The sequence below is a fragment of the Clostridium sp. genome, assembly GCF_016650095.1.
GTDB lineage: Bacteria > Bacillota > Clostridia > Clostridiales > Clostridiaceae > Clostridium_AD.
The window spans coordinates 1-13,244 of the sequence record NZ_JAENWL010000063.1; the positions used below are offsets into that span (position 1 = coordinate 1).

Below are 13,244 nucleotides of genomic sequence, written 5' to 3' on the forward strand. Positions count from 1 at the left end.
CCTGGAACAGGATTACAGCACTTAGCGAACCTTACAAGCACATTTCCCTCACCCTTAACTATTAGTCCTTGAAAGTCCATTCGCTTTTTCTCATCTTTGCTCACGGTCTTTGTTAACTTTTGCTCAATGTCCTCGATGGTCATGTTTTCTTTGTTTTTATTCTCAAAAACCTCTCTCAATCTATTAACTACAGTTGAAGGCACAATATCTCCTACTCCAACATAAGCAAACAAATCATCAAGAGTTCTAAAATTATATCTCTTATACATTTTTTCTATTGCTTCACCCTTAGCAATTTCTCCAAAATTATATCCTTGCCTTTTAGATTCTCGTTCTAATAAGTCTTTACCTTTTTCAATACTCTCATCTCTTTTAGCCTTTTTGAACCAAGCTTTAATTTTACTTTTAGCTTGATTACTCTTTGTGATGTTTAGCCAATCAATATTAGGTCCCTTTGGCGTAGGTGAAGTTACAATTTCAACTATTTCGCCAGTTTTTAAGTGATATTCGAGTGGTACCATTCTTCCATTAACTTTAGCACCCATACACTTATGACCTATGTCTGTATGAATTCTGTATGCAAAATCAATTGGCGTTGCATCAAGCGGTAGGTTAATGACCTCTCCCTTTGGTGAAAACACAAAAACTTCATCCGAAAATAAATCTATTTTAAATCCTTCCATAAATTCTTCTGCATCAAAAGTTTCCCCTTGCCATTCAAGAATATCCTTGAGCCATGAAAATTTAGAATCAAATTTTTCATCGTCACTCCCCTCTGCACTCTCTACACCCTCTTTATACTTCCAATGAGCTGCAATACCATATTCTGCGGTCTTATGCATCTCATAAGTTCTAATTTGGATTTCAAGAGGTTTTCCTTGTGGTCCGATTACTGTTGAATGTAATGATTGATACATGTTGGGTTTTGGCATTGCAATATAGTCTTTAAATCTCCCCGGAATCGGTTTATAAACCGTATGCACTATACCTAGTGCTGCATAGCAATTTCCAATATCGTTAACTAAAATTCTAACTGCAGTTAAATCAAAAACTTGATCTATAGTCTTATTTTTGGAAACCATTTTTCTGTAGATGCTGTAAAAATGTTTTGGTCTTCCATCAATATCAGCTTCTATTCCAACTATATCTAAGTTAAATTTTAATTCTACCATTATATTGTTGATATTTTCTTCTCGCTCAACTCTTTTTTCTGCAATTATCCTTACTAAATTATAATACTCATTTGGATTTAAATACCTAAGTGATAAGTCCTCTAGCTCCCATTTAATTTTAGACATTCCAAGTCTGTGTGCTAATGGAGCATAAATATCCAAAGTTTCTTTTGCCTTCTGTTTTTGTTTTGCAACCGGCATAAATTTAAGCGTTCGCATATTATGAAGTCTATCTGCAAGTTTAATAAGGATAACTCTAATATCCTTAGCCATAGCTAAGAGCATTTTACGAACATTATCAGCCTGTTCCTCTTCCTTAGTCTTATATGTAATTAGTCCAAGCTTAGTTACACCCTCCACTAAAGTTGCTACTTCTATATTAAACTCCTTGCTTACATCTTCAAAAGTATATATTGTATCTTCAATCACATCATGAAGTAAGCCTGCAACGAGTGTGCTAGTATCAAGTCCCATTTCAGCTAAAATACATGCAACTTCTACTGGGTGCACTACATAGGGCTCACCAGACTCTCTCTTTTGCTCTTTATGCGCAGCATAAGAAAAATTAAAGGCTTTAATAATAAGATCTTTATCTACATTATTACAATTATTTTCAATCTTATATAACAATTTTTCCAACATGGCTTATACACTCCTAAAATCAAAGGCTGGTTTAATTAACCAGCCAATACTTTTTCTAATATTATATAATATCTTGTAGAAATATGCAATTTTAATTTAGTAATTACTACAAGACATTTTAATAAGAATTAAATATCGTACTTTACTAGAGACATCATATCATAACCCTTTAACTTGTCTTTCCCATTAAGCCCTGTTAATTCAATTACAAAGTTTAATGAAACAACAACTCCGCCCATTTGCTCTATAAGTTTTGTTACAGCTGCAACTGTACCACCAGTCGCAAGTAAATCGTCTACTATAGCTACCTTTTGTCCTGGCCTTATTGCATCCTTATGAATTTCAAGTTTATCAATACCATATTCAAGTTCATACTCAATTTCCATAGTATCATAAGGTAACTTACCTGGTTTTCTAACTGGTACAAATCCTGCGCCAAGAGCATATGCCACTGGTACACCAAACAAAAATCCTCTTGCCTCTGGCCCTACTATAACATCAACACTTTTATCTTTCAAATATTCTACCAGACCATCTATAGTATACTTAAGTACGTCCCCATCTTGTAGTAACGTAGTTATATCTTTATAACTGATACCCTTTTTCGGAAAATCTTCTATGATTCTAATGCTATTCTTTAAATCCACGTTTATCCCCCCTAAAATAAAATTGTAGTATACAAAACACTAACATTTATTATATTTCATTTTTTACGTACACTAATTATTATATATTATAATGAGTTATTTATGCAACAGAAACATTATGTAGTAAAACTTACCTGTAGTATGTCATTAAATCATCTTCTGCGGAGCAGCAATTAACGACTTCAGAAGGAGATTTAGACTCTCATATAAGTTTTCTATTTGTTATTGTATGGACCTCTCACTTATAGAAGTAGTAAACTTTCCTTCTGAAATGTCTTTAAAGTATATGACTATTTTTCAGTTCCTTATCTAAGTACTTTGATATCTGTAGCGCTCTATTGCTATCATCTGTAATAAATAACTCAACAACAATTTTAGCATTATCCATTCTTCCAACGGGATTAATGGTAGGCATTACGGTTAAAGCCAATTTGGATACTGCCTCTTCATTTATGATCTTGATATTATGCGTTTTTAGGAGTGCACAAATCCCATAATTATATGTACAATTTAATTGCTTTATACCTTCTCTTGCAATTATTTTATTTTCGCTCTTTAATTTACTTTTAGTAGAAATAGTACCTATCATTACCAAATCCATATATTTATTTATGGATTTCATCTTGTAGTAAGATGAAATTGCTTGTGCTAGTTTAAATGTAATTCCTGAAGCACATAACCCCTTGAAGGGGTAATTGCAACCCTTCTGTTTTGGGTTGATAACAATGGTGTTAGGTGCGTGACTCGTGGGTTTGTGAAAATCTGTGATTATAACATCAATTCCCATGCATTTACACATTTCTATTTCCCTTAGAGAATTCATCCCACAGCCCAAAGTTATTATAAGTTCTGGTCCTAAATACTTTATGTAACTCGTAATATCACTTTCATTTAAATCACGACTTTCAGTCCGCTTACTTGGTATAAAATACTCCACATCTGCATTTAGAAACTTCAGCACTAACATCAATAAGGAAATTGCCGCAATACTATCCACGTCATAAAAGCCATAAATTACAATTTTTTCTCGCAGGTTTATAGCTTTGACAATTCTATATAATGCAGCCTCCATTCCTTTTAATAAAAACGGATTATACATATTATAATCTATAAATTCATTATTTTTCTTTTGCATGTTTTTAAGATAATCCACCATAAAACTCCTCAAAGTTAATAGAAAACACATTATTATAATTATCATAATATTTTTCTTATGAAATATCATGATGATTATAATAAAAAACAAAGAAGTACTTAATACATCATACTTCTCTGCCTTTAATTTTTAATTATTTGAACCAAGGAATAGCTTGATTAAGCTATTGCTTTTTTAGTTGCTTTTTTATTTCTTTTCTTTAGTAACACCCAAACCGGACTTGCTATAAAGATTGAAGAATAGCATCCAACTAATATACCTATTATTAATGGTAAACTAAGCTCTCTAATAGATGGTACAAATACATATACCGCAACTACAGTAAACAAAGTTGTAGTAACTGTATTTATTGATCTTGCTAAAGTCTGAGTAATACTCGTATTAGTAATATCTTCTAAAGATGATTTTCTCATACTCTTTTGGTTTTCTCTTATTCTATCGAATACAACTATAGTATCATTAATAGAGTAACCAATTATAGTCAGAATAGCTGCAATAAACGGTGAGTTTACTGGTATTTGGAGCACTGCATATACTCCAAGAGTAATTAAAACATCGTGCACTAATGCAACTACTGCTGCTATTCCAAATTTAAATTCAAATCTAAATGCAATATACATTAACATACAAACCACTGCAACAATTAAACCAGTTAGTGCTTTTGACTTTAATTCACTACCAACAGATGCACCAATTGTATTTTGTGTAAGTAATTCACTAGATTTATACTGAACCTTAATTTCTTTTACCAATGTTCCTATTTCAGCAGGAGGGAGTGCATCACTTTTTACGGTTATTTCCAAATCTTTACCGTCGTCTATTGTTTTAGATGTATATTCACCCTTTGCGTGTTTGTCAATTATTTTATCCACATCGGCTTTTATAAATTCTTGATTCATTTTTATGTCAAGCACTGTACCACCTTTAAAATCTATACCTAAATTTAGTCCGTCTTTTGCCATGAATCCCATTCCTATTACAATTATAATTAGAGACATAGCAAACCATACTTTAGTTTTTTCAACTATCTTTATCATATGCTTACCCCCTCTTCACGCCAAAATGAGATGTCTTACTTAATAGTCCCATTTCAACAGCTAATTTTAATAAGAATTTTGTGCTAGTAAGTGCTGTAAATACACTTAAAACTATACCAATCATAAGTGTTAGTGCAAACCCTTTAACTGCGCCTGTTCCAACACTGTATAGAACTAAAGCAGCAATTATAGTTGTAGTGTTTGAATCTAATATTGATGACAAGGCCCTATGAAACCCAGAATCCACTGATGATTTTATTGATTTTCCAGTTTTAAGTTCTTCCTTTATTCTTTCAAATATTAACACATTAGCATCTACTGCCATACCAACGGTAAGTAGAAATCCTGCTATACCTGCAAGTGTCAAAGTGGCATTAACAGCCGAGAATGTGGCAAGAACCAAAACGACATACAAAATTAAAGATATGTCTGCAATCATACCTGGTACTCTATAATATAAAAGCATAAATAACAATATAAATAATATTCCTATACCTCCAGCCTTCATACTTAATGGCAATGCACTTTTACCTAATGTAGCTCCAACTGTTTTAACAGAAATAGCTTTTAAAGTTACAGGTAATGCTCCTGATTTAATAATTTGAGCTTGTGACGTAGCTTCTTCTAACGTCTTACTTCCTGTAATAACAGCTTTACCATCTGTTATAACTGCTTGAACTGTAGGACTAGTTAACTCGTCCTCATCCATATAAATAGTAATTGGCTTTCCTAGAAATTTCTGTGTTGCTTCTGCAAATTTTTTCGTTCCTGATGCATTTAGTTCAAGTCCTATAGTAGGTTGATTATCTTGATCTAGGTATGCACTAGCATCTTTTACATCTGTACCAGTAAGAATTGTCACATTATCAGGACCAACAAATTTAAGTACTCCTGATTTTGCAACAGTATCAAGAATTTCTTTAGAATCAAATTTACCTGGTATTTCAATTCTAATTCTATTATTACCTTCTTGAACAACTAGTGTCTCACTAACTCCCATTTTATTAACTCTCATAGAAATAAGCTCAATTGCTCTGTCTAAAGTGCTTTTATCAACCTTTCCACCTTGAATTTCCTCTAAGACAGAAATTCCACCCTGCAGATCTAACCCTTTATTTATTGTTTCAGTAAATGGTATAAACCTATAATCTCCTATTTTCACTCCGTAAAATCCTGTGTATGCCAATATCCCAACAACTAAAACACTGAGCATAAACAGTATCATACTTTTTTTCTTTTTCATCTTTATCCCCCTTCGCTACCTATTCATAACTACAAGTATATTATGATTAATAAACTTAGTCAATATTTAGGTATGCGTAATTTACTTATCAGTTGTTTTTGCTTTTAAAGCTATAGCACATTCAATCCTTTTCTTCTGCATCTTGCATCCAATTTCATAAGGAATATGTATATCTCCATTAAAGTTAAAGTTATTTGCTTGGCATCCACCACTACAGTAAAATTTAGCCCAGCATTCAATACATTTAGGTTTGTTGTAAATATGTGCTTCTTTAAATTCTAATTCCATTTTTTTATTATTCATTCCATTATATATATCGCCCATTAGAAAATCTTTATTACCAACAAATTGATGACAAGGATATATATCACCATCCGGAGTAACGGCTATATATTCATGACCAGCTCCACATCCAGAAATTCGCTTATAAACGCAAGGTCCACCTTGCAGATCTATGTTAAAATGGTAGAATTTGAAGTCAGTTCCATCCTTATACCTTTGAAGCATATCAGCATATAGCTTATCATATTGTTCAAAAATAATCGGTAAATCTTCCTCTCTAAGTGAAAGTTCATGTTCAGGTGGTAAAACTACTGGTTCTATTGATATTTCTTTAAACCCTAAATCTGCCATATGTTTTATATCTTCATAGAAGTCAGTATTTTCTCTAGTGAATGTTCCCCTCACATAGTAAAGTTTCGATTTATCTCTCATATCAACCATTTTCTTAATGTTAGGAAGTATTCTATCATATGACCCACTTCCATCTACTCTTACGCGTACCTTATCATTAACAGATTTTCTACCATCTATGCTAAGCACGATGTTACCCATATTTTCATCCATATACTTCATAATTTCATCATTAAGTAATGTGGCATTGGTAGTCATAGTAAATCTTATATTTTTTTCATGAAGCTTTTCTTGAATTTTAGCGTATTCTACTATTTCTTTTATTATATCAAAAGCCATAAGTGGCTCTCCGCCAAATAAGTCCACCTCTATGTTTTTTCTTGGCCCCGATTTTCCTATAACAAAATCTATTGCTTTCTTGCCAACTTCCACTGACATTGTTTGTTTGCAGCCGTGGTACTCACCCTCATCAGCGAAACAGTATTTACATCTTAAATTACAATCATGTATTATATTTAGGCACAGTGCCTTTATGTAAGACTCTGTTTGTCCAATGTTCATTGCAATTGACTCGTATAAATCTCCTGTGTATAGCATTTCTTCCTTTACTAAGCTCTGAATTTCGCTATACGCTTCCTCAATATCTTCTACCTTGTATTTTTCATTAAACTTTCCTATTAACTCTTCTTTTTCTCTAAGTGAATTTTCATCCAAAAGATCATAAACTATTTCATCCACTACATGTAGTGCTCCAGAATTTACATCAATTAAATAATATTCGTTATCTTGAATAAATTTATGAATAAGTGCCAATTTTCTCCTCCTAACTAAATTTAAAGCAGTAACCCTAAGTTACTGCCACATTAATGATATTAATTTTCACAAGCCAAGTTAGCTACTGTACAAGAAGTTTTGCATGCTGATTGGCATGAATTAGCACATTCCTTACATCCTGGTTTTTTCAAGCTTTGTTTAATGCTTGCTGCGTTTATAGTTTTTATATGTTTCATTTCTATTCCTCCATTCGTAAAGTTACCTTATGAATTATATCATAATATCTTGGCTAAATAAAGCATTTCTATAGATTTATTCCAAGCATTCCTGACAACACACCTATGCCTAGAGCTAAAGCTGTTCTTATTACTTCTGTCATACCAATAGCAGTGCTTCCACCACCAAAAACTTTAACTAAATATAAAACTAGCATGTAAGTAGCTGCAACCATAATACCCATTAGCCAACCTTTTTCTCCTGCTTTTTTGGCAGCAAATATAGAGCCATATAGCACACTAACTAATGTTACTATAACATAAAAAACTGATGTTACCTTCATGCTAGCTGGCATGTAAGTTGTTATTATAGAATAAATTACGAGTACAATTAAGGTTAAAATAGCAGCCCTAAATACGCCTTCTCCAGCACAAGAATATTTTTTTTTATTTTCCATGTAAATCCCCCCTTTTTTCACAGATTTCATTTAAAAAATTATTTTATAATGAAATCTATAATATTAATTATGATTTAAAAAGGGGTTTTATTACTTATTTTTCTACTTTTTCTCTACTATCATATCACTACTTAAATTTGTAACTGTGCCTATTCCAGTTTTTGCGAGTTTTATTCTAGTTCTGTCTGGACCACTTTCTAGTACAATATAATCATCTTGAATATTGATGATTTTTCCTATTATACCGCCTTTTGTCATTACTTCATCATTTACTTTTAAATTTGTTAAAAGTGCTGCATACTTTTTCTTTCTTTTGTTTTCAGGTATAAATATTACTAAGTAAAATACTCCAAGCATTAATATTAACGGCAATAAAGTTCCTAATTGTCCCATTTATATTTCCCTCCCTTCCATAATATTTTTTTAAAATTATAATAAAATAATTCTACCATAAAAATTAATTCATAAGCAACAGCTAACATAACTTATTGTTAGTTTTATAGGTTAATTATATTATAGCGAATAATTGTGTTTATTCATTCCACCGAGCTAGTTTTTCGGCCTTAAACTCTTCAAAACAATCATTATCAATGGCAGAACGCACATCTTCCATAAGTTTATTATAAAAATATAGATTATGAAGTACACAAAGCCTCATCGCAAGCATCTCTTTTGCCTTAAATAAGTGTCTTATATAAGCTCTTGTATAATGCATGCAAGCCGGACACTTGCATCCTTCATCAATTGGACCGCCATCTAGCTCAAATTTAGCATTTGTTATATTTATTTTACCATCACTCGTAAACACATTTCCATGCCTTCCGTTTCTTGCTGGCAGTACACAATCAAAAAAATCTACGCCTCTTGATACAGCTTCTAGAATATTACTTGGATAACCTACTCCCATAAGATATATTGGTTTATCCTGGGGCAAGTATGGAACAACTTCATCAATAATTCTATACATATCCGCGTGCGTCTCTCCCACTGCAAGGCCGCCTATAGCATAACCATCCAGGTTCATTTTACTAATTGTTTTAGCATGTTCTATTCTAATATCCGCGTATGTTCCACCTTGATTAATGCCAAATAACATTTGTTTTTTATTTACAGTGCCCTCATCTAAATTTAATCTATCCATTTCAATTATGCATCGTTCTAACCATCTTGTAGTTCTTGCTACTGAATCTTCTACATATTCTCTGGTAGATGGGTTTGGTATACATTCATCGAAGGCCATGGCAATTGTAGATCCTAAGTTGCTTTGTATCTGCATACTTTCTTCTGGCCCCATGAATATTTTCTTTCCATCAATATGTGAATTAAAATAAACTCCCTCTTCTTTGATCTTTCTCATCTTTGATAACGAAAACACTTGAAATCCGCCTGAATCTGTAAGAATAGGTCTATCCCAATTCATAAATTTGTGAAGTCCACCCATTTGCTTTACAACCTTGTCTGACGGCCGTAAATGCAAGTGATATGTATTAGATAATTCTACTTGGCAGCCAATTTCTTTTAAATCCATGGTGGAGACTGCACCCTTAATAACTGCTTGAGTTCCAACATTCATAAATACAGGTGTTTGAATAACGCCATGAGGTGTTGTAAACTCACCACGTCTTACTTTACCACTTTTCTTAAGTAATTTATACATATTTACCCTACTTTCTATACAATAATTAATTGAATATCCATTTGTTAATATAAAAACATGGCGTCTCCAAAACTGAAGAATCTGTATTCTTCTTTTACTGCCATATCATATGCACCCATAACTAAATCTTGACCGGCAAAAGCGCTAACTAACATTATTAGTGTTGATTCTGGTAAATGAAAATTGGTTATTAAAGCATTAACAATTTTAAATTTATATCCTGGGTAAATAAAAATATCTGTCCATCCCGATTTTTCGCAAACTTTTCCTTGCTCATCAGCTATACTTTCGAGTGTTCTATTAGATGTAGTGCCTACCGCAATTACTCTACCACCCTTTTCCCTTGCCTCATTTATTATCTTTGCAGTTTCACTACTAAGCATATAATGCTCTGAATGCATTTCATGTTCTTCTACTACTTCAGCTTTTACAGGTCTAAAAGTACCTAGCCCTACATGTAGTGTTACGAAGGCAATTTTAACGCCTTTTGCTTTAATTTTCTGTAACAAATCCTCTGTAAAATGAAGACCTGCAGTAGGTGCTGCTGCTGAGCCTACTTCTTTTGAAAATACAGTCTGATATCTTTCTTTATCTTCCAATTTTTCAGTTATATATGGAGGCAGAGGCATCTCTCCCAATTTATCTAAAACCTCTTCAAATATTCCTTCAAATTCAAATTTTACTAGTCTACTTCCACCCTCAGAAACGCTTATAACCTCTGCCTTAAGTTCTCCATTACCAAAAATAAACGTAGTTCCAATCTTTGCTCTTTTCCCTGGTTTCACTAGCGTTTCCCAATGGTTTTGATCAATTCTTTTTAGGAGCAAGAATTCCATTTTGCCACCTGTTCCTGCTTTCATCCCTAGAAGTCTTGCAGGTAAAACCCTAGTATCATTTAGCACTAAGCAATCTCCTGGGTTTAAATATTCTATTATATCTTTGAATTTCTTGTGTTCTATTTCATTATTCGTTTTATTAACTACCATGAGTCTTGACTCATCCCTTTTCTCAAGTGGATGTTGTGCAATTAGCTCCTTTGGCAAATCAAAATCAAAATCCTTAACTTTCAAAAAAACTACACCCTTTCTTTATTTAAATGTTGATAGGCCTTTTCAGAAGCCATTCTTCCCCTTGGTGTTCTTATTATGAACCCCTTTTGAATTAAATAAGGTTCATAGACATCCTCTAGTGTGCCTATTTCTTCCCCTACAAAATATGATAAAGTCTCTATGCCTACCGGTCCCCCATTAAAGTTATCTATAATAGCATGGAGCATTTTATTATCTATTCTATCAAAGCCCTCACCATCAATTTCAAGAAGTTCTGCCGCAGACTTTGCTATATTTAAATCAATAATTCCATTTCCCTTAACATCACAATAATCGCGAACTCTCTTAAGCAAACGATTAGCAATTCTCGGAGTACCTCTTGAACGTCTTGCAATTTCCACTGCAGCTCCTTCTGTTATGTCTACCTTTAAAATAGAAGAAGATCGAATTACTATTTCTTTTAACTCACCTTCAGTATAATATTCCATAGAACTTAATACGCCAAATCTATCACGGAGAGGTGCCGTTAAGAGTCCAATTCTAGTGGTCGCTCCAATAAGAGTAAACTTAGGAAGATCTAGTCGTATAGATTTTGCTGAAGCGCCTTTTCCAATTACAATATCTAGTGCATAATCTTCCATAGCAGGATATAATATTTCTTCTATTGCTCTATTAAGCCTATGTATTTCATCAATAAAAAGCACATCATAATCACTCAAACTAGTTAAAATAGCTGCCAGATCCCCTGCTCTTTCAATAGCGGGTCCGGAGGTTATTTTTAAGCTTCCTTTCATTTCTTTTGCGATAATATTAGCAAGCGTTGTCTTTCCAAGGCCAGGTGGTCCATATAATAAAACATGGTCAAGCGCTTCTTCTCTATTTTGAGCTGCTTTAATAAATATATTTAATTTTTCTTTTATTTTTGATTGACCGATATACTCAGAAAGCTTTTGGGGTCTTAGTGAGTAATCTGCTTCCAAATCTTCTTCAATGACCGACGAAGTAATAATTCTTTCCTCAATATCATCCATAGTTTACTACCACCTTAGTTCATTAAATATTTTAAACAATCTTTAATCATATTTTCAAGTGATTCTTCGCGACTAATAGCCTTTAATGCCTTTTCCGCTTCCTTTTCAGAATATCCAAGTGACATAAGAGCTCCTAAAACCTCTATAATTTTTTTATCGCCATCTAAATCACTTCCTGAAATTTGTGATAAATTATTAACTTCAGATTGCTCCATATGGATTTTTTCTCTGAGTTCTAAAATTATTCTTTGAGCAATTTTCTTTCCTATACCTGGTGCCCGCACGATAGTTTTTTCATCTCCAGATACAATCGCATATTTTAGATTTGTTACATTGCAAATAGAAAGTAATGATAATGCAGCTTTTGCCCCGACTCCATTGATACTAATTACAAGGTTAAACATCTCTAATTCGTCAAGTGTTAGAAATCCGTATAGTCCAATAAAATCTTCTCTAACAATTTGTTTTATATATAATAACGCATACTCGTTAGTTTTAGGCATGTTCGCCATAGTACTTCCAGAGGTATATATTTTGTAACCCATACCATTATTATCTACCACAATGTAGTCTTTATTAATCCCTACAAAAATTCCTTTTATATATTCATACATCTCATTTACCCCCTTGCTACTTTATGGGATGACACAAGTATTAATTATTACCTTCCCATTTTCATAACGACTATCTAATACTTTACCACCTAAACGCTTTTAATTCAATAATTAAGGCACATGAAATTGAATATTAAATCAAAAAACCTTAAGAAATATATTTTTCTTAAGGCTTTAGTACATATTTATTTATTTTATATGATGACGACTTAAGATTTTAATAAACTCATAGCATAATCAAAAGCCTTTTCAGGAGTTTTAAATTCCCCTTTTTCATATTCTGCACTTTCTTCAATATCCACGCTTGCCTCAATATCTTTGCTATACTTTCTACCTCTAATTAGGTTATCAACCACTCCATCTTTTTCTTTTAAATCTTCAATTTTGATATATTGTAATTCTATTTTGTCCTGTGTGTCAAAGTCATATTTCTGCTGAGTGCCATCTGAAGCATATACATTAGAATTAAATAATTTATGAGCAGTTATATCTCCATTTTTATCTGTTTTATAAATTGTTACCAGGTTTTCATATACGCCTAAAAAATACCTATTAGCTTTATAGCTGTACCTATCACTATTATTAACAAAAATTATTTCATCCTTGCCCATATTAGAAACTGTGTAACCTTGGTTTTTAAAACTCTCATTAAGTTCTGCTTGAGTTTTCCCAATTAGTTCAGTAGAGCCATTAAAATGTTTTTCAAGCACCATATTTCTTACTTCATTATCTTTATATTTAATTTTAAAAACGAAATTTGTATCCAGCGCTACCATAGCCATATTAGTAGTCACCGCTGTTTGCATTGAATTATCAACAATACTTTTGGCAGTGAGTTTTAAATATGGCAATGTACCACAAGTTTCAAGCTTTAAATCATTTTTATTTAAATAGTGAACAAGAGAGTAGTTGGCAC

14 protein-coding genes are annotated in these 13,244 nt (G+C 32.6%); all 14 read right to left on the minus strand.

What is annotated here, in order from left to right; genetic code table 11:
• Positions 1-1,814, minus strand: a 1,814-nt coding sequence (locus JJE11_RS05870; RefSeq protein WP_291633569.1) for a bifunctional (p)ppGpp synthetase/guanosine-3',5'-bis(diphosphate) 3'-pyrophosphohydrolase, incomplete at its 3' end; no start/stop codon positions are given.
• Positions 1,815-1,942: 128 nt separating this feature from the next.
• Positions 1,943-2,461: an adenine phosphoribosyltransferase gene (locus JJE11_RS05875; RefSeq protein ID WP_291633571.1), complete on the minus strand. Its 519-nt coding sequence runs from the start codon at positions 2,459-2,461 to the stop codon at positions 1,943-1,945.
• Positions 2,462-2,738: 277 nt separating this feature from the next.
• Entirely contained in the window at positions 2,739-3,617 is an 879-nt protein-coding gene (locus JJE11_RS05880; RefSeq protein WP_291633573.1) for a DHH family phosphoesterase, read from the minus strand.
• Between the two features lie 158 nt (positions 3,618-3,775).
• Positions 3,776-4,654 (minus strand): protein translocase subunit SecF, encoded by an 879-nt coding sequence (secF, locus tag JJE11_RS05885; RefSeq protein ID WP_291633575.1) that lies wholly within the window; start codon positions 4,652-4,654, stop codon positions 3,776-3,778.
• A 4-nt stretch (positions 4,655-4,658) separates the two neighbouring features.
• Complete coding sequence (gene secD, locus JJE11_RS05890) at positions 4,659-5,897, minus strand: protein translocase subunit SecD (RefSeq protein WP_291633577.1); 1,239 nt, start codon at positions 5,895-5,897, stop codon at positions 4,659-4,661.
• 81 nt (positions 5,898-5,978) lie between these two features.
• Positions 5,979-7,343, minus strand: coding sequence for a thioether cross-link-forming SCIFF peptide maturase (gene scfB / locus JJE11_RS05895; RefSeq protein WP_291633579.1), 1,365 nt, complete (start codon positions 7,341-7,343; stop codon positions 5,979-5,981).
• A 59-nt stretch (positions 7,344-7,402) separates the two neighbouring features.
• Positions 7,403-7,540: a six-cysteine ranthipeptide SCIFF gene (gene scfA / locus JJE11_RS05900; protein WP_291633581.1), complete on the minus strand. Its 138-nt coding sequence runs from the start codon at positions 7,538-7,540 to the stop codon at positions 7,403-7,405.
• A gap of 68 nt (positions 7,541-7,608) precedes the next feature.
• Positions 7,609-7,977 carry a TIGR04086 family membrane protein gene (locus JJE11_RS05905; protein WP_291633584.1) on the minus strand — a complete coding sequence of 123 codons (369 nt, stop codon included), beginning with the start codon at positions 7,975-7,977 and terminating at the stop codon, positions 7,609-7,611.
• A gap of 102 nt (positions 7,978-8,079) precedes the next feature.
• Entirely contained in the window at positions 8,080-8,370 is a 291-nt protein-coding gene (yajC, locus tag JJE11_RS05910; protein WP_291633585.1) for a preprotein translocase subunit YajC, read from the minus strand.
• Positions 8,371-8,509: 139 nt separating this feature from the next.
• Complete coding sequence (gene tgt, locus JJE11_RS05915; protein ID WP_291633587.1) at positions 8,510-9,634, minus strand: tRNA guanosine(34) transglycosylase Tgt; 1,125 nt, start codon at positions 9,632-9,634, stop codon at positions 8,510-8,512.
• Between the two features lie 44 nt (positions 9,635-9,678).
• Positions 9,679-10,704: a tRNA preQ1(34) S-adenosylmethionine ribosyltransferase-isomerase QueA gene (gene queA / locus JJE11_RS05920; protein WP_291633589.1), complete on the minus strand. Its 1,026-nt coding sequence runs from the start codon at positions 10,702-10,704 to the stop codon at positions 9,679-9,681.
• A gap of 5 nt (positions 10,705-10,709) precedes the next feature.
• On the minus strand, positions 10,710-11,705 hold the full coding sequence (ruvB, locus tag JJE11_RS05925; RefSeq protein WP_291633595.1) for a Holliday junction branch migration DNA helicase RuvB: 996 nt from the start codon (positions 11,703-11,705) through the stop codon (positions 10,710-10,712).
• Between the two features lie 23 nt (positions 11,706-11,728).
• A complete protein-coding gene (gene ruvA, locus JJE11_RS05930; RefSeq protein ID WP_291633591.1) occupies positions 11,729-12,328 on the minus strand; it encodes a Holliday junction branch migration protein RuvA in 600 nt (199 codons plus the stop codon).
• A 209-nt stretch (positions 12,329-12,537) separates the two neighbouring features.
• Positions 12,538-13,244, minus strand: a 707-nt coding sequence (locus JJE11_RS05935; RefSeq protein ID WP_291633593.1) for a hypothetical protein, incomplete at its 5' end; no start/stop codon positions are given.